We start from the raw sequence: 24,635 nt of genomic DNA, 5'->3' as shown, positions 1-24,635 counted from the left end.
ACCATTGAGGAGAAACGCACATGCTCCCCCACCGCCCCACTCTTGCGCACCGGCTGCGACTGCTGGCCGCCATGGGCGCCTTAAGCCTGCTGGCCGCCTGCTCCACCCTGGACCAGGGCCAGAGCCCGCAGCTCGACGCCCAAGCCAGCTGGGTCGTCCTGCCCTTTGCCAACCACACGGAAACGCCGCTGGCCGGCCAGCGCGCCGAGGCCATTGCCCAGGCGCTCTTGAGCGCGCAAGGCATGGGGGCCAAAGTGCGCAGCGCGCCGGTGGTCACGCAGCAGGAGGCGCTTTTCAACAGCGGCGACAGCCAGCGCATGCAGGACGCCCTGGCCTGGGCGCGCGAGCAAAAGCTGCGCTACGCCCTGGCCGGCAGCGTGCAGGAGTGGCGCTACAAGGTCGGCGTGGACGGCGAGCCCGCCGCCGGCATCACCCTGCACATCCTGGACGTGGCCAGCGGCGAAACCCTGTGGAGCGGCTCGGGCGGCCAAAGCGGCTGGAGCCGCGAGGCACTGTCGGCCGTGGCGCACAAGCTGATGCGCAAGCTGCTGCAATCGGGCCTGGCCGGCAGCCGCTGAACGCCCCATGGCCACCCTCTCCGACAACCCCGGCGTGCGCCGCCAGATGGGCCGTGGCGACGACGATCCGCAGGCGCGCCCAGGCATGGGCTTGCCCGTTCATTTGCTGGGCAAGCTGGCCACCAAGGCCACCCATCCCGCCGTCATACTGGCCGAAACCCTGCTGCTGCCCTTGCTGGCCGTGGGCCTGGGCCTCATCTGGGCACCGCAAGACCCCTTGCAGGTGCAGACATCGTTTCCCTGGCCCTGGCTGGCGCCGGTGGTGCTGGCGCTGCGCTACGGCCCCATGGCTGGCCTGGTGGGCGCCAGCGTGCTGTTGATCGGCTGGCTGGCACTCAACGCCGGCCATTGGGACATCTTCCCGCAGCTGTACTTCCTGGGCGGCCTGATCCTGGTGATGCTGGTGGGCGAATTCTCCAGCCTGTGGCAGGCACGCGCACGCCGCGCCGAAACCCTGCAGCTGTACCTGGACCAACGCCTGGAACACCTGGTGCGCCAGCATTACCTGCTGCGCCTGTCGCACGACCGGCTGGAGCAGGAGCTGATCGGCCGCCCCATGTCCATGCGCGACGCGCTGTCCGGCCTGCGCGAGGCCGGTCGCGGCGAAGAACAAGCCCCCCAGGCGCTGCTGCGGCTGCTGGCGCAGTATTGCCAGCTGGAATGCGCCGCCATCCATACCGTGACCAAAGGGCATGTTGCCGCGCAAGCATCCGCCAGCATCGGCGCCCACGACCCGCTGCAAGCCGACGACCCGCTCCTGCGGCAGGCCCTACAGACGCACAGGCTGTGCCACATCCGCCAGGTGCAGAACGGGCCGCCGGGGACACGCTACCTGGTGGCTGCGCCCTTGCTGGATCTGGACGGCGAGATGTATGGGCTGCTGGTGGTGCAGGAGATGCCGTTTTTCGCACTGCAGGAGGAAAACCTGCAGACCCTGCAACTGCTGCTCGGCTATTACACCGACGGCCTGTCGATGGACGCCCTGGCCCGGCCCATCGTGAAACAGTTTCCCGACTGCCCGCCGCTCTTTGCCTTCGAGCTCCAGCGCCTGGCGCACATCCACGCCAGCGCCCAGGTGCCCAGCATCGTCGTAGCGCTCGAATGCCAGCCACGGGCGCTTGAGCAGGACCTGCCGGCCCAGGTGGAGCGCCTCAAGCGCGAGCTCGACGAGGCCTGGCTGATCCGCGCACCCCAGCGCCAGGTGCTGGCCGTGCTCATGCCGCTGGGCAATGCAACTACGGCCGAGGGCTATGTCCGCCGCCTGGAAGCCTGGATGCAGCAAAAGAGCCAGCAGTCGCTGGCGCAGGCCGGCATTTTTCCGCACGTGGTGCCGCTGGACAGCGCGCAACCCGAGCGCATCCTGCAACGCCTGCACAGCATTGCCCATGCTTAATTTCAAATGGGGATTGGCCGCGCTGGGGCTGGAGTTCGGCGCCTGGGGCGGCACATGGCTGCTGGCCGAGCGCTCCGACGCGGCCCTGGTCAGCTATCTGCTGCTGCACGCTGCGGCCAGCGGATTGCTGTCGCTGGCACTGTTGCCACTGCTGCCCGGGCGCCTGTCCAGGCCGCGCTGGGCCACCGTGCTGCTCATCGCGGCCTGCAGCTACGCCGTGCCCGTGGCGGGCTTTTTCGGCGTGCTGGCGGCCTTTGCCATCCTGCGCATCTACCGCCGCAAGCCGGCCGGGGACGACTTCGACTCCGTGCAATTGCCCGAATTTGACCAGCACCAGCGCCGGCAAAGCCAGTTTCGCCATGCCGGACTGGGCGCGTTCCTGGGCAATGCCAAGGTTCCGGTACAGGCGCGCATGCGCGCCATGGCAGCGCTGCAATATGTCTCCGGGCGCACGGCATCGCCACTGCTGCGCGGCGTGCTCAACGACCCCAGCGAGGACCTGCGTCTGCTCGCGCACGGCATGCTCGACAACCTGGAAAAGCGCATCAACCGCGCCATAGACCACGAGCTCACCATCCTGCAGGCGGGTGCCGCAGCGAGCGGCCAGCAGCCGCAATGTGCGCAGCGCCTGTCCGACCTGTATTGGGAGCTGGTGTATCACGACCTGGTGCAGGGCGACCTGCGCCAGCACGCGATGGAGCAATCCCTGCAGTACTGCTCCATGGCGCTGCAGCACAACCACGGCAATGCCGCCCTGCACCTGCGCCGCGGGCGCCTGTTGCACGAACAGGGACAGCTGCAGGAGGCCGAACAGGCCTATGCCATGGCCCGCACGCTGGGCCTGCCCGCCTCCCGGGTGCTGCCCTACCAGGCGCAGTTGGCCTTCGAGCGGCGTGACTACGCCCAGACACGCACGCTGATGCGCGAACTGCACCAATGGGGGGCGCTGCCGCGCCTGCGGCCCGTGATCGACTATTGGAACCATTCATGAGCCATCCCAAGGCACAGTCGGCCGACATCGCCCTGCTGCTGGAGGGCACGTTCCCCTACGTCAGCGGGGGGGTGTCGAGCTGGATCAACCAGATCGTGCGCGCTTACCCCGAATATCGCTATGCCATCGTCTTTCTGGGCAGCCGGCGCGAGGACTACGGTGCATTCAAATACCCGCTGCCCGACAACGTGGTGCATTTCGAAGAGCATTACCTGCACGACCCAGGCCAATGGCGCCCGCAGCCGGCGGCCCGCAGGGGCGACGCGCAAGGCCAGGCGCTGGTGCAGAACCTGCTGGATGCTTTCCGGCACGGACCGGCCAGCCCCGAGGTCATGGCGGCATTTGAAGCGGTAACGCGGCAGATGCTGCCCGGCGGCAGCGTGCAACTGGGGGACTTTCTCTACAGCAAGCGCGCCTGGGACCTCATTTGCGAGGTGTACCGCGAGCATTGCGCCGACCCTTCGTTCGTCGATTTTTTCTGGACCGTGCGCATCATGCTGCAGCCCCTGTGGCTGCTGGCGCGGGTGGCGCAACAGCTGCCTGCGGTACGCGCCGTGCACTGCGCCTCCACCGGCTACGCGGGCTTTCTGGGCGCTCTGCTGGCGCAAACGCGCGGCACGCCGCTGATCCTGTCCGAACATGGCATCTACACCAAGGAGCGCAAGATCGACCTGTTCAAGAGCGAGTGGATACGCGACAACCGCAACGTGTTCCAGCGCGACCCGACCGAGCTGTCGTACTTCCGCCAGATGTGGATCCATTTCTTCGAGTGGCTGGGGCGCTACTGCTACCAGCATGCCGACCCGATCATTGCGCTCTATGAGGCCAACCGCCAGCGCCAGATCAGCGACGGCGCGCCGCCCGAGCGCACCAGCAGCATCCCCAACGGCATCAGGCTGGAACGTTTCGCCCCCTTGCGCGCGCAGCGCCCATCCGAGCCGCCGCCGGTGCTGTGCCTGATTGGCCGCGTGGTGCCGATCAAGGACATCAAGACCTTCATCCGCGCCATGCGCCGGGTGGCCAACCAGCGCCCCGACGCCCAGGGCTGGATTGCCGGCCCGGCCGAGGAAGACCCGGCCTACGCCGAAGAATCCCGCAACCTCGTGCGCAGCCTGGGGCTGCAGGAGCATGTGCGCTTTCTGGGCATGCAGCGCGTAGAGGAGTTGATGCCGCGCATCGGCCTGGTGGTGCTGTCCTCCATCAGCGAGGCCCTGCCGCTGGTGCTGCTGGAGGGCTATGCGGCCGGCGTGCCCGCCGTGTCCACCGATGTCGGCTCGTGCCGCCAGTTGATCGAAGGGCTGGATGAGGAAGACCGCGCGCTCGGCCCCTCGGGCGTGGTGGTCCCCATTACCGAGCCCCAGCAGCTGGCCGACGCGGCCCTGCAGTTGCTCGGTGATACCGCCCGCTGGCAGGCCGCAAGCCGCGCGGCCATTGCGCGCGTGGAGCGCTACTACAGCGACCGCCTGATGTTTGATCGCTACCGCCAGGTCTACGAACGCGCACTGGCCGGCGCCCCGGGAGCAGCCTGATGGCCGGCATAGGATTCGAACTGCGCCACATGCTGCGCAAGAACACCCTGCTGAGTCTGGTGCAGGCCTACGCCTACGCCGGCGTAATCGGCTCCGGGCCCTGGGTGCTGTCCATCGTCGGCATCCTGCTGGTCGGCATCTTCAGCGCCAGCGTGGTGGTGCCGGCCTCCCTGGTGACGCAATTCCAGACCTCGGTCACCTACCTCGTGGCCTGCAGCCTGATCTATACCGGGCTGGTGCAGCTGGCCTTCACGCGCTTCATCGCCGATCGGCTGTTCGAAAAACAGCGGCGCCTGGTCCTGCCCAATCTGCACGGGCTGATGACCATCGTCCTGCTCGGTGCCGCGGTACTCGCCACCCTGGCATTGTTCGTGGCTCTGCCAGGCCTGGGGCTGGCCTACCGGCTGCTCATGCTCGCCGGCTTCATGCTGCTGTGCGGCGTATGGGTGCTCACCGTGCTGCTGTCGGGCATGAAGCGCTACAAGGCCATCGTCGGGCTGTTTGGGCTGAGCTACACCCTGATCGTGGTGTGCGCACTCCTGCTGCGCCCCTGGGGCTTGGAAGGGCTGCTGGGCGCCTTCGTGCTGGGCCACTATGTGTTGCTGGCCGGCATGTGGCTGCTGGTGGTGCAGGAGTTTCACCCCAAGCACCAGATCATCGCCTTTGACTTCCTGCAGTGGGACAAGCTGTACCCCTCGCTGATGGCGATCGGCTTTCTCTACAACCTGGGCATCTGGGCCGACAAGTTCATGTTCTGGTTCTTCCCGCCCACCTCGCAGCCGATCATCGGCCAGCTGCGCGCCTCGCTGATCTACGACCTGCCGGTGTTCCTGTCCTACCTGTCCATCATTCCCGGCATGGCTGTGTTCCTGGTGCGCATCGAGACCGACTTCGTCGAGTACTACGATAAGTTCTACGACGCGGTGCGCAGCGGCGGCTCGCTCGAATACATAGAAACCATGCGCGACGAAATGGTCTACTCCATCCAGCAGGGCCTGGGCGAGATCGCCAAGATCCAGACCCTGGCCGTGCTCGTGACCTTCGTCGCCGGCCCCTGGCTGCTCGATGCCCTGGGCATCTCGCGCCTGTACCTGCCGCTGCTGCAGGTGCAGGTCATAGGCGTGGGCCTGCAGGTGGGACTGATGGCGGTGCTCAACGTGTTCTTCTACCTCGACCAGCGGCGCACCGTGCTGCTGCTGTGCAGCATGTTCGTGCTGCTCAACATCCTGCTCACGAGCGTTACGCTGGCATTTGGCGCGGCCCTGTATGGCTACGGCTTTGCGCTGGCTACCTTGCTGACCCTGGCTGCCGGCCTGCTGCTGCTGTCCAAACGCCTGCACCGGCTGGAATACCAGACCTTCATGCTGCAATAAGGCACGGCCGGCGCATGCTCAATCGCCGGCTTGCCATTTGACCCTCGATTCCTCATGCCCGCCAGCCGCCTGCCTCTATGCCTTGTTGCCGTCGTTGCGAGCCTGATCGGCGCCCTGTCTGGTTGCGGCGGCGGCGGTGATAGCCCGGCCATCCCGCGCCCCCCATCCGAGCCGCTGCGGGTCTTGGTGCCGGCATACTTCTACCCGCTGCCCGGCTCGCCCTGGGAGCAGCTGGCCCGCAGCGCCCAGGCCCAGCCCTCGGTGGGCATCACCGCCATCGTGAACCCCAGCAATGGGGCGGGCAAGCAGGCCGATGCCCAGTTCACGCAGGCCATCGGCGCGTTCACGCAGGCCGGCGGCAAGGTCATAGGCTATGTGCCGACGGGCTACGGCGCATCTGCGCAGTCCGACATCCGGCTGCACATCGACCGCTACCTGGCGTTCTACGGCCGCGCACACATCAGCGGCTTTTTCATCGACGAAATGGCCGCCACCAGCGCAGCGCTGGGCTTTTATCGCCAGATCTACGGCTACATCAAGGGATTGGACGCAGGCTTGCAGGTGGTGGGAAACCCCGGCACCCTGCCGGTGGCCGACTATGCCGCCGTGGCCGACACCCTGGTGACCTTCGAAGGCCAGGCCGGCGCCTACAGCCGCTTCGACCCCCAACCCAGCCACGGCTGGGTCTATCAGCACAGCAACGGCAAGCAGGCCATGCTGGTGCATGACGCCAGCGATTGCAGCACCATGCAGGCCAGCCTGCGCACCGCGGCAAGTGCACGCGGCCACGCCGGCTGGGTGTATGCCACCGATCGGCATTACGACTTCGCGCGCAACACCGGCAACCCCTGGGCAGGGCTGCCGGCTTACTGGAATCGCCTGCTGGATACGGTGGATGCCCTCAACAAGGGCCAGGACCTGCCCGCCTGCTGAGGGCCGCTTTTACACGCCGGCCAGTTCGTCGGCGCGTGCCTGGGCGCTGGCAAAGTCCAGGTCGCCCGAATAGATGGCGCGCCCGCAGATCACCCCCTCCACGCCTTCGCCCTCGACCTCGCAGAGCCTCTCGATGTCGGCCATGCCGGCCAGGCCGCCCGAGGCGATCACGGGGATGGTCAGGGCCTGCGCCAGCCTGACCGTGGCCTCGACGTTGATGCCCGAGAGCATGCCGTCGCGCCCGATGTCGGTGTAGATGATGGATTCCACGCCCCAGTCCTGGAACTTCTTCGCCAGGTCCACCACCTCGTGGCCGGTGAGCTTGCTCCAGCCGTCGGTGGCCACCTTGCCGTCCTTGGCGTCCAGGCCCACGATGATGTGGCCGGCGAAGGCGCTGCAGGCGTCCTTCAAAAAGCCCGGGTTCTTCACCGCGGCGGTGCCGATGATGACGTACTCCAAGCCCGCGTCGATGTAGCGCTCTATGGTGTCCAGGTCGCGGATGCCGCCGCCGAGCTGCACCGGAATGTCGGCGCCTACCTCGGCCAGGATGGCCTTGATGGCCACCTTGTTCTTGGGCTGGCCGGCAAAGGCGCCGTTCAGGTCCACCAGGTGCAGGCGGCGCGCACCGGCATCGGCCCATTTGCGCGCCATGGCGGCGGGGTCTTCACCAAAGGTGGTGGATTGGTCCATGTCACCTTGCTTGAGGCGTACGCAGTGGCCGTCCTTGAGATCGATGGCGGGGATGAGCAGCATGATGAGGAGCGAGAGAAGGGGCGAGCCGGAAGAACTCGGCCCCACCGGGTTGAAAAATCAGGGGTTCCAGTGCAAAAAGTTGCGGTACAGCGCCAGCCCATGTTCGGCACTCTTTTCGGGATGGAACTGGGTGGCAAAAATATTATCGCGTGCGATGGCCGCTGCAAAGGGCAGGCCGTAGTCGGCCTCGCCCGCCACATGCGCCGGGTTGGCCGGCCGCGCATAGAAGCTGTGCACGAAGTAGAAGTAGCTGTCGTCGGGCACGCCCGCCCACACAGGGTGGAGCGCACCACCATGGCGCAGCTGGCGCACGCGGTTCCAGCCCATCTGCGGCACCTTGTAGCGGCTGCCGTCGGGCTGGGTGCGGCCGGCCAGGTCGAACTTGAGCACCTCGCCGGGGATCAGGCCCAGGCAGGGCGTGCCACCGTCCGGGCCCTCGGCGCTGTGATCGAGCAGCATCTGCATGCCCACGCACACGCCGAACAGCGGCTTGGCGGCCGCGGCCTCCAGCACCGATTCGAGCAGGCCGGATTCACGCAGCTCGCGCATGCAGTCGGGCATGGCGCCCTGGCCCGGCAGCACCACGCGGTCGGCGGCGCGCACTTCGTCGGGCCGCGCGGTCACGGTGACATGAAAGCCGCTGCCCTGCGCCGCGACCTGCACGGCCTGCGAGACGGAGCGCAGGTTGCCCATGCCGTAGTCCACGACGACGACGGTTTTTACTTCATTATTCATAGCTGCCGTCGCTTGCAAGATAAGCGTTAGAGTCCGATTTGGCTTGAAATTACAGGGAGCCCTTGGTGGACGGGATCACGCCCGCCGCGCGCGGGTCGCGCTCCAGCGCCGCGCGCAGCGCGCGCGCAAAGGCCTTGAACACCGTCTCGCACTGGTGGTGCGCGTTGATGCCCTTCAGGTTGTCGATGTGCAGCGTCACGCCCGCGTGGTTCACGAAGCCCTGGAAGAACTCGTAGGTGAGCTGGGTGTCGAAGCCGCCGATGCTCGCCGCCGTGAACGGAATGTGCAGGTGCAGGCCCGGGCGGCCCGAGAAATCGACCACCACGCGCGACAGCGCCTCGTCCAGCGGCACATAGGCATGGCCGTAGCGGCGTATGCCCTTCTTGTCGCCCACCGCGCGCGCGAAGGCCTGGCCCAGCGTGATACCCACGTCTTCGACCGTGTGGTGGCCGTCGATGTGCAGGTCGCCGTCGCAGCGCACCTCCATGTCGATCAGGCCATGGCGCGCGATCTGGTCGAGCATGTGGTCGAAGAAGCCTATGCCGGTGTGCAGGCTGGCCTGGCCCGTGCCGTCGAGATTCACGCGCACGCTGATGCGCGTCTCGGCGGTGGTGCGGCTGACCTCGGCGGTGCGGTCGGCCAGGGTTTCAAGGGAAGAGGGAACGAGTGCAGAGGAAGTCATAGGGATGCCTGGAGCGCGGCGAGCATCTGGGCGTTTTCGGCAGGGCTGCCCACCGTCAGACGCAGGCAGTTGGCCAGCAATGGATGCATTGTAGAAACGTTCTTGACCAGCACCTTGCGCGCCTTCATGCCTTCGTAGGCGTGGGCGGCGTGCGCCACGCGCACCAGCACCATGTTGGCCTGACTGTCCCACACCTTGTCAACGCCCGGCATGGCGCGCAGCAGGGCCAGCAGCTCGGTGCGCGCGGCGCGCAGCTCGGCGGCCTGGGCGGCGAACAGCTCGGCATGCTCCAGTGCGAACAGCGCCGCCTCGCAGTTGAGCACGCTCACGTTATAGGGCGGGCGCAGCTTGTCCACCTCCTGCACCAGCGCGGCCGGGCCGATCAGGTAGCCCAGGCGCACGCCGGCCAGGCCGAACTTGGAGAGCGTGCGCATCAAGAGCACATGCTGGTTGCGCGCGGGCTCGGCGCGCATGCGGTCGATCCAGCTGCGGCTGGCGAAGGGCTGGTAGGCCTCGTCCATGACCACGATGCCGCCCACGGCGGCCACGGCATCGACGATGCGCTGCACCACGGCCTCGTCCCACAGCGTGGCCGTGGGGTTGTTGGGGTAGGCGATGAAGGTCAGGGCCGGGCGGTGCTCGGCGATCGCGGCCAGCATCGCCTGCTCGCGCAGCTGGAACTCGTCATCCAGCTCCACGCCCACATAGCGCAGGCCATGCTGCTGCGCGCACATGGCGTACATCACAAAGCCCGGCGCGGGCGCCAGCACCACGGCACCGGGCTGCGCGCAGGCCAGTTGTACCAGGCTGATGAGCTCGTCCGAGCCATTGCCCAGGATGAGCGCGCTGCCCTCGGGCGCGCCCGCATGGGCGGCCAGCGCCGCCTTCAGGTCATTCTGGCGCGTGCCCGGATAGCGGTTCAGCGCCAGCTGCCCCAGGCGCTGGCCCAGCGCGGCCTGGAGCAGGGGCGGCAGACCGAAGGGGTTCTCCATCGCGTCCATCTTCAGGTAGCCGGTGGCGTCGTGCACGGCATAGGCGTGCATGGCGCGCACGTCGGGGCGGATGCGCTGCAGGGCCGGGGATTGGGGGGTGGAATCGGTCATGGATCTTCTCTTTCTCGGAGTCAGGCGCCTTTTTCCGGCGCGGGTGCCGGCTGCCGCAGCGGGTGCAGCACCGTCACGCCGCCAAATTCCGCACCATGGGGCAGGTGCAGGCTGAGCATGTGGCTGCAGCCGCTGTGCTGGGCACAGGCCACAGCCAGGCAGTCTCCAAAGGCCAGTTGGTGGCGCGCCTGCACGGCCCAGGCGGTCTCCAGCGTCGCGGCGTCGGTGCGCCAGGGCGTCCAGGTCTGGTAGCGGCGGATGGCGGCGCGCGCGTCGCCCTGGGGCATGGGATTCGTGGCGCTGGTCACCTGGTCGTAGAACTCCACCAGTGCCTGATTGCCGGTGCGGCCCGCGCGCGTGCGCCACAGCGCGTCCAGCCAGGCCAGCGTGGCGGCGTACAAGTCACCGCCCGCCACGTCTTCCGCGGCGATCAGCACCGAGGTATCGATAAACACCGGGTTCATGCGCCCGTCCCGGTTTCTGGGTTATTTTGGCAATTAGCCCTTGCTGGACTTGCGCTACGCGCTATGGTTTCTTCCAAACCTTGGGCCTGCCAGCTGCGCTCGTCCGTGCGCCAGGCGAGATAGGCACGCTCGTAAGCGTCTTCGCGCTGCTGCATCTCGGCCATGAAATCGCCCACCATGCGCGACACACTCGTGCCGCGGCGCGCCGCCTCGATGCGCGCCCATTCGAGCACGCTGTCTTCCACGGTGATGGTGAGGTTTTTCACGGCGCCGATAGTACACGAAATTCGTGTTGCACGAAATTCGTGTCAAATTCATCGCCTTGGCGCTGACAAAAAAACCATCCCCCGGTTATTCCCCCCCAACAATCGATACATAGTTACTCACGCCTGCTCAAGAGACGGTGTTGGTTCACCTGCGGCGCACCTTGCTGTTGCCCCTGGATGAGCTGCTGGCCGTCACGCGGGAGTTCTTGTGCCCCACGGTCTCGCGCTCGGGGCTCGATCGCTGCCTGCGTCGTCATGGTGTGGGGAACTTGCATGCCTTGAAGCCCACCACGCCTAAAGGCTCGGTGATCCCGCGTTGACTCCGCCCGTCCCCCGGTGATTGCTCAGGCGCTCGCAGCTTGCCAGCGATGCGGTAGCAGTTCCTGCACCCGGCTGGCCTTGCGCGTGGGCAGCCGCGTAAGCACATCCTTCAGATACGCATAGGGGTCATGCCCGTTCATGCGGGCTGACTGCACCAGACTCATCACGCCGGCCGCTCGCTGGCCCGCGCGCAAGCTGCCGGCGAACAGCCAGTTATTGCGTCCAATGGCTACCGGCCGGATCTGGTTCTCAATCCAGTTGTTACCCGGGCAATTGCCCGTCATCGACGAAGCACGTGGGCGCAGTTCAGCGCCGCAGGCTGTAATTCAGTGCCTTGGCGGTGGTCGAGCTGTCTGGCAGTTTCTGCCGCTGCAGCGTCATCCACTCGTGCAATGCATCGAGCACGGGCTTGCTGTGCTGCTGCCGAATGGCCTGACGCTGATCAGCATCCAGCGCCTTGGCCTCGCGTTCGATGTCGTAGACCTTGGCGAACTGCTCCAGCGCGAACCCGGCGATCTGGCTTTTGTGGGCCGCATGCAGGTCGAAGAACTTGCGCCGTGCGTGGCTTCCTGGCGGAACAAAGGCAGATGGTCAGCGTACTTGGCCACCAGCACCTGGGCCAGCAGGCCCGTGGTGGGGATGCGCGTGTGCTCAAACAGGCGGCGGGGAAAAGACCTTGAAAGGGATGGATGGCTCTTAACACTCGCTGCACTTGGACTTGAATCCGCCATTCATTGAGCCCAGGGGGTTGCGCTTCACTTCACTTTTGAATCCGCAATTTAAAAGCTTGATCGCGAATGGCGCAGTTTGGCAATTGGGTGGCTTTTTTTGCAATATCGATTGATGTGTAGGCGGTAAGGTAGAGACCCGCAGTTAGTCATACAGAGTCGCCATGAATACATCCACACCAGCGCAAGCGCCGATGCGCATCTACTTAGCTCGGCGCATCCACACCATGGATGAATCGTTACCGCACGCCACGGCCGTCGGCGTGATCGGCGACCGGATCGTCGCTGTCGGCGATCTCGAATCTATGGCCCCTTGGCGCGAGGGCCGCGAGGTCGTGATTGACGAGAGCCTGCGCGACAAGGTGCTGTTGCCGGGTTTTATCGACAACCATCTCCATCCTTTCCTGGGGGCGCTGTTGACGCCAATGGAGATCATTGCTCCGGAGGCCTGGCGCATGGAAGGCGGCCGCATTGCGCCTGCGGCAAACTCCCCCGAGCGCTACCTGGAGTTGCTCAAGGCTCGGCTGGCGGCGCGGACGGATCACAGCGAAATTTTCATCTCCTTTGGCTACCAGCCCTCCGAGCATGGTCAGTGGAACCGTGCGGAACTCGACAGCCTGTGCCCCGACCGACCGGTGATTCTCTGGCAGCGGTCGTTCCACGAGACCTACTTGAACACCGCAGCCATTGAGCGGCTCGGTCTGACCGAAGATGAAGTGGGAAATCATCCACAGGTTAACTTGCCCAAAGGCCACTTCTTTGAAACAGGCAACAAGCTGGTGATGGCCAAGCTCTTGCCCATGATGCTGCGCCCCGAGTGGTACCACCGTGGCCTGGACATCACGGCCGAATTGATGCGCCAGGGAGGCATCACGACGGCGGGCGACATGCTGTTCGGTGCCATCGATCCGGAGTTCGAGCTCGCCGCCCTGGAGGCCTGCATCGAGCGCAAGAACCGACCGCTGCGCGTCGTCAATATTGCCGATGCACGTGGGTTTTCCAACCGTGCCATTGGCCGCAAGGTCATGGGCGCGCCCGACGAGTGCCCGCCGTTCGAGGAAGGACTCAAGGCCATCGAGGCCATGCAGTCTCGCGGAAGCCGGCGTGTGCGCTTTTCTAAAGGCATCAAGCTTTTTGCCGATGGAGCCATGTTCTCGCAGCTGATGCAGATGAACCCGCCCGGCTACATCGATGGGCACCATGGTGAGTGGCTGATGAGCCCTGCAGTGCTCGCCGAAGGCGTGCGGGTGTTCTGGGATGCCGGCTACCAGGTTCATGTGCACGTGAACGGTGACGGCGGCATGGATGCGGTACTCGCTGCGCTTGGCGCCGCGCAGGAGCGCAAACCCCGTTTCGACCACCGTTTTACCGTGCACCATGTGGGCTTTCACACCAATGCGCAGTCGCGCCGGCTGGCGGCGCTGGGCGCCCATGCTTCGGTCAATTCCTATTACATCCATGCATTGGCAGACAACTACGGTCTGCTCGGCCTGGGGAGAGAGCGTGCAGATCAGATCGTTCGCGCAGGCTCTATGGTGCGCAATGGCATGCGGGTGTCGTTCCATTCGGATTTCATGATGGCACCCATGGAGCCATTGATGCTTGCTTGGTGTGCCGCCACCCGAACCACTCGTTCAGGTCGGCAGATTTCACCCGATGAGATGCTGGATATCCATCAAGCCCTCAAGGGAATCACGATCGATGCGGCGTTCGCTCTGCGCCTTGACGATGAGATTGGCTCCATCTCCGCTGGGAAGAAGGCGGATTTTGCGATTCTTGATGACGATCCCTTCGAATTAGGTGCTGAGAATTTGAAAAACATCCGGGTTGCGGGCACTGTCTTTGAGGGGGAGATTCACCTTTTGGAAGAATCGGTCTCCAGTGTTCTGGCAGATCACACCTTCAAACCCAGCCCTCCTTCGAAAGCCATTTACAAACAAGTTGCTAATGCGTGCTGCAACACGGATGGCGACCCTTGTGTTTTCCTTCGACAGCTTATTTCTTTGATTAATTCGCCGCCAAAAAATTAACCAACCAGGAGACATCATGAAACTCAGGCAATTTTTCAAATGCTTCGGCATGCTCACCATTTCTCTGGCTACAGGCCATGCGATAGCAGCAGATTTTCCAGAGAAAGGAAAGCGAATCAATCTTCTTGTGCCTTTCGGTGCGGGAGGACAGATTGACATCATGGCGCGGGCCATGGCGCCTGTGTGGGACAAGAAGTGGGGAACTCAAACCATCGTTTTGAACAAAACCGGGGCAAGCGGTCAAATTGCCTTGAGTGAATTGCTTCGGCAGCCCAATGATGGGTACACCATTGCCTTTACTCAGGGGTTCGATGCCCAGATGACATATCTGAACACTGAGGCAAATGCACCGTATTCTCGCAGCAATTTAATTCCCGTGGCCATGACGCAGCGCACGCCGGCCGTGTGGATTGTCAAGTCCGACAGCCCTTACCGATCAATGAAGGATGTACTGGAGGCGGCAAAGGCCAACCCGGAAAAGATCAATTTTGGATCTCCAAGCAGCCGCGGCCCCGCCGTAATTTATGCTGAAAATATCCAGAATAAATTCGGCGCAAAATTCAATCACATTCCGTTCAATGATGGGCCATCAATGATGAATGGACTTATGGGCGGGCATATAGATCTGGGGATGATCAATGCAACAACTGCATTGCCGTTTTTCAATTCCGGAAAAATCAGGGTCGTCATGATCAGTGGCGATAAGCCATTCAAATTTTTCCCGGATGTACCGACCGCCAACTCCCTAGGAGTTGATGCTTCAAGTTTTGGCACCGGCTTAACGCTCGCCGCAGGCACCGCCCCAGCAATAGTTTCGAAATGGAGCGCGATGATCAAGGAAGTTTTGGATGATCAGGATTTAAAGCAAAAAATGGATGCCATGGCCTTGATTTTGGAGTACTCAACCCCGGAACAATATTCCGAGCTCTGGAATAGGGCCGAGGAGGAAGCGACAAAATATTTGATGAAGGTGAATGGGAAGGTCCGTCCGATCAAATAATCTTATTCTGGGAAGTGGGGCGCCCTGAGTTGCTTACGTTTCAGGCAAACAGGTTCTAAATGGTGTTGACGGCTTTGTTGCATAAATCGGTTTGTGAATGAGGCGCCCTGGCCGCAGACTGATTTGTGCAAGGGCCACCTTTTTTGGGCGTTCCAACTGCATAAATAGACTGAGTGAGGTCACACGGAGATGCAGCTCCGTGGCCTGACGGTCAAAGGCGCAGGCAATGGACCTTCTACGGAACGCAGCCGCGCGTCGCTTGACATCTACGCGATGGTGCTTTTCGCCATCACCCACTTAAAGAGCAAAGAGGGATCGAATCCTCCTCTCTGAGAAATTGTGAAGCAGTCATTTCTCATCACAAACCCATGAGCTCACCACCTGTTTTTTACTAAAAAATAAATATCATGATTAACAGAAATCGTAAATTTATACTGAAGAAGCTGGCCTCCTTGGCCCTGGCGCCCATGCTGATGGCGGCGACGGCAATGCCGGTTATGGCGCAGCAGTCTGAATGGCCGTCCAAGAGCATGCGCTTGATCGTTGCCTTTCCACCCGGAGGATCGGTCGATGTTTTGGCTCGCTCCCTGGCGATCCACTTGGGAAAACGCCTTGGAAAACCAGTAGTTGTGGAAAATGTCAGCGGCGGGGCAACAGTCCCTGCCGTTCAAAATTTGCTTCGATCCGAGGCCGATGGTCATACGATGCTCATCACATCGGATGTAACTTTGAGCATTAATCCAGTCCTCATGCCATCCGCACCTTATTCTCCGGCCAAGGATCTGAGCCCCGTCACTATCCTCTACACGTCGCCTAACTGGCTCATCGTGAAAGCCGATAGCCCGGAGAAGAACTTCGATGATTTGGTCAAAAAAATTGCCGCGAATCCCGGCAAGGTCTCCATTGGTGTTAATGCGACTTGGGGCGCTGCGCAGCTAGGCCTTGAAACTTGGAAAAAAGCATCTGGCTTGGATTTCACCGTAGTTCCATATCGCGGCAGTCCTGCAGCCATTACAGACTTGATTGGTGGACAGGTAACTGCCACGGTTGATTTTCCTGGCTCATCCTACCCGCATGTCAGCAGTGGCAAAGTCAGACCATTGGGCATTTTGCAAGACAAACGCAGCCCGGCAATGAAGGATGTCCCTGCTATCTTGGAAGGCGGCAGTCAAGGCCCACGGGTGCAAAGCTTCGTGGCGATCGTCACCAAATCTGGCACGCCTACAGACCGCATTCAAAAACTCAATCAGGTCATCCGGGAATCAGCCAAGGACCCGGAGTATCAGGCCTTGCTGGCCAAATTGATGAGTGATGCTGTATTCAGTTCGCCTTCGGAAGCAGCTGCCTACATTAAAAGTGAGACGGTTCGTTACGGGAAGCTGGTCAAGGAGTCCGGGGTAAAACTAGACTAGCAGCGCGGGGCATCCATCTCCCAACTGATGAATCGTTACCAGGCCAGGGACTGCGTGAACTGTGCGCAGGAGATCATGAGTCCAACCGTCGGCCGGTGCGCGCATCTTGACCGCGTTCCACCTCGCCGCCGCAGATGCGGCGGCAAAGCCCGCCAAGCTCTGGATCATCACCGAGCGGGAGCGCTCGGTAACGACCCTCTTGCTGCCATCAGACTACTGTCATTCCAGCCTCTCTTCGGTCCATGCGGGGCCTGGTGCTTCACTTGCCCTGTTGCCCACATACTGCTGGTGCAACTGGCCGGCAATACGGAAACGGTGATGCACACCATCAACTTGGGCCTAGCTGCAATCGGGACGGTTCCAGCCCAAGCTTCTTCCGAGGTGGGCAGCAAGATGTCAAGCAGCACGGTGGAGGCCCTGGGCTGCTACATCGCGGAGGTGTCCGCATAAGACAGCAGCCACGTCCCAGGTTATCAAATGTGTCTATCCCAACGACATGCAGCACTTCTTCCAGCATGGCGGGACAGTGCCAGCCACCGACGCCACGGCTGCCGCTTATTTGGCAAAGTTCGCCGCCATGCTCAAGGTCGCCACGTTAGGGCACCGCTTCATCTATTTCTATGGCGTTCCTACCTGGAAGCGATTTTTTCTGAATGCATTTTTCACTTGGATTTTTCCGTCCTTAAGAGTGAACACGTCGACACCGTCCACGTCGACCCGACTGCCATCGGCATTCGTGCCAGTGAATCGCCATTGCGAGAGACCGAGATTGCCCTGCACGAGGTAGCGGCCTTCGCTCCAAAGAGCATCGGGCATTGCATCCCAAACCGCTGCAAATGCCTTGCGCACCGCTTCCCTTCCCACATGGCGGGTGCCACAGGCATCTGGTCCTGCAGGTGTTTCGAATACGCAATCGTCGCTCATGAAGGACATGATCGCGTCAATGTCGTGACGATTCCACGCTGCGCTGAATTCTTCTAACGTGGCTTCATTGATGATGGCTGGGGGTGAATTCATACTAACTCCTAATGAAAAAACTTTTTGTCGATTGCGCCAGCAGCGCGACACTGCGATTTGCGAGGCTTTGATCTAATTGCGATTGTCTTGAACACCACCCGCATACCGCATTGAGGTTCCAACGCGAGCCAGGCAGCATTCAGATTCGCACATCAAGAAATGGCAGCAAGAAAAGTCGACGCGGATTAACGCTGGAAGCGTCAATCAGTATTTTTGCGAAATTTTTGATTGATTGACATGTAATTTACGCCATTTAATTGACATTTTCTGTCATACGCCGAGACAAGTGTGCGGACTTTCCACCTTGTCGAGTCCTTGAATGCTGCCCCTATCGAGCCAATCTCGCCCTTCATCGCCGACCCTGTCTTGAATTTATAAGGGCGAAAACCATTCTGACGTGAGGGAGGGAGGGGAACAGCTCAATACGGTGCGGCGCCTGATCTTGAAGAGCGTACTCACCTTCGTCGAAGGCTCGCCGCTACATGTGAAAGATCGGGGCAGGTGTGAGTTGTGTATAACGAGATGGTGATAAGCGTTGCAGGGCGGCTATTTCGCACGGTCACGCAATAGTGGAGTTCTTCTAGCTTCGCTCGTCCGATCCACGCCGGGCGGCTGTCCATACTGCTGCCGGTAGGCACGGCAAAAGTGTGCCAACGTCTGGAATCCCGCAGCCACCGACGCCTCGGTCACAGTGATCGCTGTATAACGCAACAGGCTACGTGCATGTTCGAGCCGAAGGCGTCGGTGGTAGTGGCTAGGACCTTCGCCAACGAACTGAGAAAATAAGCGCAGTAGCTGACGAGAAGACAAGCCGACGGAATTCGCAAGCTCTGGCACGCCGATCGCACGCTCGGGTGATTCTTCAAGCAGTTGCATTGCGGCTGCAACGGATGGGTGGTGAATGCGACTACGCCTCGTCAGTGACATGCGTTGAGCTACATCTCCTGGTCGAATGCCGCCATGCAGACAATGCTCGGCGACTCGGTTCGCGAGTTCAACCCCATGGTCGATCGCGATAGCACTGAGCATCATGTCAATCGCGGCGGTTCCGCCGGCACAAGTCAGTCGCCGGGAGTCGACTTCGAATAGCGTCTGCGCGACGGTGGTCTTGCGGAAGCGTTCGCGAAACGCTTCGACCACCTCCCAGTGCATCGTGGCACGGCAGCCGTCCAGTAGTCCGGCACGCGCCAACAGGAAGCATCCGGTGTCAAGAGCCCCTAGCGTGGCTCCCGTGGCGTTCATCTGATGCAGCCAACGGCGTAATTCACGCGAGTAATAGCGTTCAGGCTGGATGTCAGCGCAAATGATGACAGCTCCAAGTTCTTCCGTATCCAAGATGGACCCGTGTGGAAGAATTGGGATGCCATTGCCGTCAACTACTGCCGCACCATCCAACGACAACAATCGCCAAGTGTAGGGTGTCTCCAGATAGCGGTTGGCAATACGCAGTGGCTCTATCGCTGACGCCAGCGCCATCATCGCGAACTGAGGGATCAGCACAAATCCTATGGGGCCGCGCAATAGCGGTTTGGCAGAGATTGAATTTGGGCTAGACATGGCTAATTAAATATGTTGCAGATGGCATTTATTGTCAATTAATTGGCGGAAAATGAACACTGCCATATAAGCATACACTCCAGAATACGCACTTGAGCGCACTGGCGCCACGTATTTTATTTCCAAGGGGAGGGAGACGCCCGGATGACGAGCAGTCCAATTCGAATCATTAAAACGACGCACAAACAATATCCGGCGACTGATGTTGCTATTCGAGCCCGGACTGCTTGGCGAGGAGTTTCCTTGGATCATGCTCTCGCCACCAAGTCTGGATTTAATGCAAAATCAACGCTTCCAGTGCGACACGCTTAAGCGAAACGTGTACTAGCATTTTCCGCATGGGCGCAATTTTCCGCCAGCGCGGCATTACTTAACGCGTTATTTGAATATTTTTTGTTTTCCCATGAGTGCCGGAGTTCTACTTGGAATAGTTCAGCACTACAAATACTCATGACGCCTTTGAAAATAGAAATTTTTCGAGGGTCCAGATGAGCATCGATTCACGTCAATGTCGCTGACATCAAATTTCTGCACTGTACGTCATCACTATTGATGGCGGAGGCTAGACGCGAACCGAGATGCTGCTGGGCGTGAGCATTATCTCGATTAAGTTATGGACGCTCCAGTGCTGACCTAAATCAGTATGAAATTGACGCACGGGCAGCACAGATTCCGAATAACTTTCAAGCACCCAACTAACCATAGATTCATAGCATGGACATACCAAGCAAACGATACGGAGAACCGCTTGCGGCCTACGATCCCCATTACGACCCCCTGGTAGCTCGCACCCCGGGGCACGGACGCGACTACGCGCCCACCTACTGGGTGGAAACGGCGGGTACGCCGCCCGAGGATGATGGTCCTATCCTACAGGACACCGATGCCGACGTGGTCATTGTCGGTTCCGGTTTCACCGGTCTGGCCACGGCACTTTTCCTGGCGCGCGAACACGGCATCAAGGCCACCGTACTGGAGGCCAACCAGAGTATCTGGGGCTGCACCAGCCGCAACGGCGGCCAGGGCCTGAACGCCACCGGCCGGCTCTATCGTTCGCAATGGATAGAGCGCTGGGGCAAGGAAACGGCCATCAAGCTTGACGCCGAGGTGCGCGATGGCTTCGAGACTTTCAAAAGCCTGGTGGCCGAGGTGCCGTGCGATGCACAGCCGGGTGGACACCTCTACATTGCCCACCGCGAGCAGAAGATGGACTTCCTGCGCAAAGAGGCCAAGGTCATGCGCGAAGTCTTTGGCTACGACACGCACATGCTCAGCACCGAGGAGCTCAAACGTCGCTATGTCAACGATGCCGAGAGTTGCGGCGCCTTGCTCGAGCCTGACGGCGTCGGCGTGCACCCGCTCAAGCTAGCGCATGGCTATCTGCGCATGGCCCGTGCACTGGGCGTCAAGGTGCACCCGGCCAGCCCCGTCACCGGCATGGAAACGCGCAATGGCGTGCACTACCTCAAGACCCCCGGCGGCTCGGTGCGCGCGCGGTCCGTGGGCTTTGCCACCGGCGGCTACACGTCCAATGGCCTGCACAAGAGCCTGGACTCGAAGATCATGCCCATCCTGTCGAATTCCCTCGTCACGCGCCCGCTCACGCCGGCCGAGATCGAGGCGACCGGTTTCAAGTCCACCGTTTTTATCACCGACACGCGCACGCTGCGGTTTTACTACCGCAAGCTGCCCGACAACCGGGTCCAGATTGGCAGCCGCAGTTCCATCACCGGCGCCGATGCGACCAACCCGCGTCACATGCAGGCGCTGGTGCAGGGCCTGCATCGCAAGTTCCCCGCGCTCAAAGGCATTCAGATCGATTACTCCTGGTGGGGCTGGGTCGATGTGAGCCACGACATGATGCCGCGCATCGCGCAACCGGACCCCATGGAGACGGTGTTCTATGCGCTGGGCTACGGCGGCAATGGCGTGAGCTTTTCCGCCCACGCAGGCCGGCGTATGGCCGAGCGCATCGCCGGAAAGCAGTCCAAGGTCTTTGAATTGCCTATTTACAACTCGGAGCTGACCTATCCGAACGTTTTCAACATGGTGTCATCCCGCGCCTTCGCACCCTTCCGACGGGTGGGCCAGCGCTTCCTTTATCACTGGTACCACATGAACGACGAGAAGCGCTGACAGCGTCGGTCTGCGGGCGGAACCAGCCGGCCGCTGCTACTGGCTGCCGTGGGGCGGGCCGTCTCGCATGGCAACCAGACGCTGCTCTATCTGACGCCCATGCATGGGCGCATGGATGTGCTCAAGAAGCTTCTGGCCAATATTGGTGCGGCTTTGCCGCATGTAAAGACAACTGCGCGGCAGTTACCCACGATAGACCCGTGGGCCTGCATGCTGCGCTACATCTGCGAGCGCATTGCGCCACAAGCTGGCCCGCCACGGTTGTCAATGGGGCTCGTGGCGGGGCGAGCTGCCGGTTTTAGGCTCAATAGAAAACTATGCATCTTTAGGGTACAAGTCCCCCCCGGGATGGCTATTCCATGGCAGCCGGGAAGTGCCCTACTTCAACCGCATCTCCGCCGCCCGCGCATGCCCCTGCAGGCCCTCGCCATGTGCGAGCACGCTGGCGATCTTGCCCAGCACCTGGGCGCCCTGTTCGCTGACCTCGATGAGGCTGCTGCGCTTCTGGAAGTCGTACACGCCCAGCGGGCTGGAAAAGCGCGCCGTGCCGCTGGTGGGCAGCACGTGGTTGGGGCCGGCGCAATAGTCGCCCAGGCTCTCGCTGGTGTAGGCACCGAGGAAGATGGCGCCGGCGTGCCTGAGCAGCGGCTCCCAGCGGTGCGGCTCGCGGCTGCTGACCTCCAGGTGCTCGGGCGCGATGCGGTTGCTGATAGCGCAGGCCTCCTCCATGCTGCGCGTGTGGATCAGCGCGCCGCGGCCGCTGAGGCTCTTGACGATGATCTCGGCGCGCGGCATCTGGGGCAGCAGGCGGTCGATCTCGCGCTGCACGGCGGCGATGTAGGCGGCGTCGGGGCACAGCAGGATGGACTGGGCCAGCTCGTCATGCTCGGCCTGGGAAAACAGGTCCATGGCCACCCAGTCGGCGGGCGTGCTGCCGTCGGCCAGCACCAGGATCTCGGACGGGCCGGCGATCATGTCGATGCCCACGGTGCCGAACACGCGTTTCTTGGCGCTGGCCACGTAGGCGTTGCCGGGGCCGGTGATCTTGTCCACCTTCGGCACCGTAGCCGTGCCGTAGGCCAGCGCGGCCACGGCCTGGGCGCCGCCGATAGTGAAGGCGCGCGTGACGCCGGCCACATGGGCGGCAGCCAGCACCAGCGGATTCTTTTCCCCCTTCGGCGTGGGCACGACCATGATGATCTCAGGCACGCCCGCGACATGGGCAGGGATGGCGTTCATCAGCACGCTGCTCGGGTAGGCGGCCTTGCCGCCGGGCACGTAGATGCCCACGCGGTCCAGCGGCGTGACCTTCTGGCCCAGCAGGGTGCCGTCCGCGTCGCGGTAGCTCCAGCTCTCGCCGCAGGCCTTCTTCTGCGCCTCGTGGTAGCTGCGCACGCGCGCGGCGGCGGCGCTGAGGGCATCGCGCTGCGCCTCGGGCAGGCCGTCGTAGGCGGCCTTGAGTTCGGCCTGGGTGAGTTCCAGCGCGGCCACGCCGTCCGCCTGCAGACCGTCGAAGCGCCGGGTGTAATCCAGCACGGCCGCGTCGCCACGCGCCTGCACATCGGCCAGGATGGCGGCGACGCGCTCCTCGATGGCGGCGTCCTGCTCGGCCGACCAGTGCAGGCGGGCCGCAAAATCAGCCTCGAAATTGGCTGAAACGGTTGACAGACGGGCGGGAGCAGCTACGAATTGCATAGTATCAACCCCGAGCAAGGGCGGAGGCGAAGGCGTCGATGATGCGCTTGAGCGGCGCCTGCTTGAGCTTCAGCGCCGCCTGGTTCACCACCAGGTGGCTGCTGATGTCCATGATCTGCTCCACCTCCACCAGGTTGTTGGCCTTCAAGGTGTTGCCGGTGGAGACCAGATCCACGATGGCGTCGGCCAGGCCGGTGAGCGGCGCCAGCTCCATGCTGCCGTAGAGCTTGATCATGTCCACATGCACGCCCTTGGAGGCGAAAAAGTCGCGCGCGATGCTGGTGTACTTGGTGGCCACCTTCAGGCGCGAGCCCTGGGTGACGGCGTCCTGGTAGTCAAAACCCGCGCGCACCGCCACGCTCACGCGGCACTTGGCGATTTGCAGGTCCAGCGGGCGGAACAGCCCCTGGCCGCCATGCTCGATGAGCGAATCCTTGCCCGCCACGCCCAGGTCGGCGCCGCCGTACTGCACGTAGGTGGGCACGTCGGTGGCGCGCACCAGCACCACGCGCACCTGCGGCTGGTTGGTGGACAGGATGAGCTTGCGCGACTTCTCCGGGTCTTCCGTGACCACAATCCCGGCAGCGGCCAGCAGCGGCAGGGTTTCATCAAAGATGCGTCCTTTGGACAGGGCAAGGGTGATCATGCGGTGATTCTTTCGATGTCGGCGCCCAGGCCGCGCAGCTTGTCTTCCATGCGGTCGTAACCGCGGTCCAGGTGGTAGATGCGGTCCACCAGGGTCTCGCCGCCGGCTACCAGGCCGGCGATCACCAGGCTGGCCGAGGCGCGCAGGTCGGTGGCCATGACGGTGGCGCCCGAGAGCTGCGCGCCGCCCGTCACCGTGGCCACGCGGCCGTCGATGGCGATCTGCGCGCCCAGGCGGGCGAGCTCGTTGACGTGCATGAAGCGGTTCTCGAAGATCGTCTCGGCCACCGTGGCCGTGCCCTGGGCCACGCAGTTGAGCGCCATGAACTGCGCCTGCATGTCGGTGGGAAAGCCCGGGTATTCGGTGGTGCGAAAGCTTTGCGCCTTCAGCCGCGCACCGCCCGGGCTCTGGATGCGGATGCCGCCTTCTTGCGCCACGACCTGGGCGCCGGCCTCCAGCAGCTTGTCGATCACCGCATCCAGATGGTCGGCGCGCGCATGGCGCAGATAAGCCTCGCCTCCGGTCGCGGCCACGGCGCACAAAAAGGTGCCGGCCTCGATGCGGTCGGCCACCACCTGGTGCGTGCAGCCGGCGAGGCGCTGCACGCCCTGGATGCGGATGCGGCTCGTGCCATGGCCCTCGATCCGGGCGCCCATCTTGATCAGCATCTCGGCCAGGTCGCTGACCTCGGGCTCCTGGGCGGCGTTCTCCAGCACCGTCTCGCCCTCGGCCAGCGTGGCGGCCATGAGCAGGTTCTCGGTGCCGGTCACGGTGATCATGTCGGTGGTGATGCGCGCGCCGCGCAGGCGCTGTTGACCCGCGGGCAGCTTGGCGATCATGTAGCCATGCTCGACGATGATGTGCGCGCCCATGGCCTGCAGGCCCTTGATGTGCTGGTCCACCGGGCGCGAGCCAATGGCGCAGCCGCCGGGCAGGGACACCGTGGCCTCGCCAAAGCGCGCCAGTAGCGGGCCCAGCGCCAGTACCGAGGCGCGCATGGTCTTGACCAGCTCGTAGGGCGCCTCGGGGTGGAGCGCGTCGGCCGCGACGAAGCTGATGCCGCCGCGCTCGCCATGGGTCTCGCTGGCCACGCCCATGTTGTCGAGCAGGCGGCGCATGGTGCGCACATCGTGCAGGCGCGGCACGTTGAGCAGGTGCACCGGCTCGTGGGTGAGCAGGGCGGCGCACATCTCGGGCAGGGCCGCGTTCTTGGCGCCGGAGATGACGACCTCGCCGTGCAGTGGGCGGCCGCCGCGTACCAGTAGCTTGTCCATGGGGGCTATTCTTTAAATA

General features: G+C 62.7%; 21 protein-coding genes and 3 pseudogenes. 11 read left to right on the top strand and 13 right to left on the bottom strand.

Going from position 1 to position 24,635, the window contains the following annotated elements; translation table 11 throughout:
- Positions 1-20 precede the first annotated feature (20 nt).
- The 6 genes from P7644_RS04455 to P7644_RS04430 are packed head-to-tail and all read left to right on the top strand — an operon-like array spanning position 21 to position 6,797.
- The gene (locus tag P7644_RS04455; protein ID WP_404301844.1) at positions 21-578 is read left to right on the top strand and encodes a penicillin-binding protein activator LpoB; all 558 of its coding nucleotides are present in this window, start codon (positions 21-23) and stop codon (positions 576-578) included.
- Between the two features lie 7 nt (positions 579-585).
- The gene (locus P7644_RS04450; RefSeq protein ID WP_404301843.1) at positions 586-1,971 is read left to right on the top strand and encodes a PelD GGDEF domain-containing protein; all 1,386 of its coding nucleotides are present in this window, start codon (positions 586-588) and stop codon (positions 1,969-1,971) included.
- Complete coding sequence (locus P7644_RS04445; RefSeq protein WP_404301842.1) at positions 1,964-2,962, top strand: hypothetical protein; 999 nt, start codon at positions 1,964-1,966, stop codon at positions 2,960-2,962. Before P7644_RS04450 ends, P7644_RS04445 begins: the two co-directional genes overlap by 8 nt.
- Positions 2,959-4,491, top strand: coding sequence for a GT4 family glycosyltransferase PelF (gene pelF, locus P7644_RS04440; protein WP_404301841.1), 1,533 nt, complete (start codon positions 2,959-2,961; stop codon positions 4,489-4,491). The genes P7644_RS04445 and pelF overlap by 4 nt, the downstream gene beginning before the upstream one ends.
- Positions 4,491-5,864, top strand: coding sequence for an exopolysaccharide Pel transporter PelG (gene pelG / locus P7644_RS04435; RefSeq protein WP_404301840.1), 1,374 nt, complete (start codon positions 4,491-4,493; stop codon positions 5,862-5,864). Before pelF ends, pelG begins: the two co-directional genes overlap by 1 nt.
- A 54-nt stretch (positions 5,865-5,918) precedes the next feature.
- Entirely contained in the window at positions 5,919-6,797 is an 879-nt protein-coding gene (locus P7644_RS04430) for a spherulation-specific family 4 protein (RefSeq protein ID WP_404301839.1), read from the top strand.
- Between the two features lie 9 nt (positions 6,798-6,806).
- On the opposite strand, the gene hisA is transcribed toward P7644_RS04430, so the two are convergent.
- Genes hisA through P7644_RS04400 form a run of 6 tightly spaced genes read right to left on the bottom strand, consistent with a single transcriptional unit; the run spans position 6,807 to position 10,800 of the window.
- Entirely contained in the window at positions 6,807-7,550 is a 744-nt protein-coding gene (hisA, locus tag P7644_RS04425; RefSeq protein ID WP_404301838.1) for a 1-(5-phosphoribosyl)-5-[(5-phosphoribosylamino)methylideneamino]imidazole-4-carboxamide isomerase, read from the bottom strand.
- Between the two features lie 57 nt (positions 7,551-7,607).
- Positions 7,608-8,285: an imidazole glycerol phosphate synthase subunit HisH gene (gene hisH, locus P7644_RS04420; protein ID WP_404301837.1), complete on the bottom strand. Its 678-nt coding sequence runs from the start codon at positions 8,283-8,285 to the stop codon at positions 7,608-7,610.
- A gap of 49 nt (positions 8,286-8,334) precedes the next feature.
- Positions 8,335-8,967: an imidazoleglycerol-phosphate dehydratase HisB gene (gene hisB / locus P7644_RS04415; protein ID WP_404301836.1), complete on the bottom strand. Its 633-nt coding sequence runs from the start codon at positions 8,965-8,967 to the stop codon at positions 8,335-8,337.
- Positions 8,964-10,070 (bottom strand): histidinol-phosphate transaminase, encoded by a 1,107-nt coding sequence (gene hisC / locus P7644_RS04410; protein WP_404301834.1) that lies wholly within the window; start codon positions 10,068-10,070, stop codon positions 8,964-8,966. Before hisC ends, hisB begins: the two co-directional genes overlap by 4 nt.
- A 20-nt stretch (positions 10,071-10,090) precedes the next feature.
- Positions 10,091-10,534 carry a PIN domain-containing protein gene (locus P7644_RS04405; RefSeq protein ID WP_404301832.1) on the bottom strand — a complete coding sequence of 148 codons (444 nt, stop codon included), beginning with the start codon at positions 10,532-10,534 and terminating at the stop codon, positions 10,091-10,093.
- Positions 10,531-10,800 carry a DUF6364 family protein gene (locus tag P7644_RS04400; RefSeq protein ID WP_404301831.1) on the bottom strand — a complete coding sequence of 90 codons (270 nt, stop codon included), beginning with the start codon at positions 10,798-10,800 and terminating at the stop codon, positions 10,531-10,533. Before P7644_RS04400 ends, P7644_RS04405 begins: the two co-directional genes overlap by 4 nt.
- Positions 10,801-10,913: 113 nt before the next feature.
- Here P7644_RS04400 and P7644_RS04395 point away from each other — a divergent pair.
- A pseudogene (locus P7644_RS04395) lies at positions 10,914-11,096 on the top strand (IS481 family transposase); the annotation flags it as partial.
- 48 nt (positions 11,097-11,144) lie between these two features.
- Here the strand turns inward: P7644_RS04395 and P7644_RS04390 are convergent.
- Positions 11,145-11,688 (bottom strand): annotated as a pseudogene (locus P7644_RS04390) (transposase); the annotation flags it as partial.
- A 33-nt stretch (positions 11,689-11,721) separates the two neighbouring features.
- Positions 11,722-11,852 (bottom strand): annotated as a pseudogene (locus tag P7644_RS04385) (hypothetical protein); the annotation flags it as partial.
- A gap of 161 nt (positions 11,853-12,013) precedes the next feature.
- On the opposite strand from P7644_RS04385, the gene P7644_RS04380 reads away from it, so the two are divergent.
- From P7644_RS04380 to P7644_RS04370, 3 genes are all read left to right on the top strand, one after another.
- On the top strand, positions 12,014-13,879 hold the full coding sequence (locus P7644_RS04380) for an amidohydrolase (RefSeq protein ID WP_404301830.1): 1,866 nt from the start codon (positions 12,014-12,016) through the stop codon (positions 13,877-13,879).
- A 16-nt stretch (positions 13,880-13,895) separates the two neighbouring features.
- Positions 13,896-14,879 carry a Bug family tripartite tricarboxylate transporter substrate binding protein gene (locus tag P7644_RS04375; protein WP_404301828.1) on the top strand — a complete coding sequence of 328 codons (984 nt, stop codon included), beginning with the start codon at positions 13,896-13,898 and terminating at the stop codon, positions 14,877-14,879.
- A 407-nt stretch (positions 14,880-15,286) separates the two neighbouring features.
- On the top strand, positions 15,287-16,291 hold the full coding sequence (locus P7644_RS04370) for a Bug family tripartite tricarboxylate transporter substrate binding protein (RefSeq protein ID WP_404301826.1): 1,005 nt from the start codon (positions 15,287-15,289) through the stop codon (positions 16,289-16,291).
- A gap of 618 nt (positions 16,292-16,909) precedes the next feature.
- On the opposite strand, the gene P7644_RS04365 is transcribed toward P7644_RS04370, so the two are convergent.
- Together P7644_RS04365 and P7644_RS04360 are read right to left on the bottom strand one after the other, a co-directional pair.
- A complete protein-coding gene (locus tag P7644_RS04365) occupies positions 16,910-17,308 on the bottom strand; it encodes a nuclear transport factor 2 family protein (RefSeq protein WP_404301824.1) in 399 nt (132 codons plus the stop codon).
- A gap of 546 nt (positions 17,309-17,854) precedes the next feature.
- Positions 17,855-18,808: a GlxA family transcriptional regulator gene (locus P7644_RS04360; protein ID WP_404301822.1), complete on the bottom strand. Its 954-nt coding sequence runs from the start codon at positions 18,806-18,808 to the stop codon at positions 17,855-17,857.
- A gap of 771 nt (positions 18,809-19,579) precedes the next feature.
- Here P7644_RS04360 and P7644_RS04355 point away from each other — a divergent pair.
- On the top strand, positions 19,580-21,001 hold the full coding sequence (locus P7644_RS04355; protein ID WP_404301821.1) for an NAD(P)/FAD-dependent oxidoreductase: 1,422 nt from the start codon (positions 19,580-19,582) through the stop codon (positions 20,999-21,001).
- A gap of 378 nt (positions 21,002-21,379) precedes the next feature.
- Here the strand turns inward: P7644_RS04355 and hisD are convergent, their stop codons facing one another.
- From hisD to murA, 3 genes are read right to left on the bottom strand one after another with little or no spacing between them, the layout of a single operon-like run.
- Positions 21,380-22,696 (bottom strand): histidinol dehydrogenase, encoded by a 1,317-nt coding sequence (hisD, locus tag P7644_RS04350; RefSeq protein ID WP_404301820.1) that lies wholly within the window; start codon positions 22,694-22,696, stop codon positions 21,380-21,382.
- 4 nt (positions 22,697-22,700) lie between these two features.
- Positions 22,701-23,342, bottom strand: a complete 642-nt coding sequence (gene hisG / locus P7644_RS04345) for an ATP phosphoribosyltransferase (protein ID WP_404301819.1) — start codon at positions 23,340-23,342, stop codon at positions 22,701-22,703.
- Entirely contained in the window at positions 23,339-24,616 is a 1,278-nt protein-coding gene (gene murA, locus P7644_RS04340; protein ID WP_404301818.1) for a UDP-N-acetylglucosamine 1-carboxyvinyltransferase, read from the bottom strand. The genes hisG and murA overlap by 4 nt, the downstream gene beginning before the upstream one ends.
- Between the last annotated feature and the right edge of the window lie 19 nt (positions 24,617-24,635).

The sequence above is a fragment of the Alicycliphilus denitrificans genome, from assembly GCF_044792555.1.
GTDB classification, from domain to species: domain Bacteria; phylum Pseudomonadota; class Gammaproteobacteria; order Burkholderiales; family Burkholderiaceae_C; genus Alicycliphilus; species Alicycliphilus denitrificans_A.
This window is presented reverse-complemented; position numbering and strand designations above follow the sequence as displayed.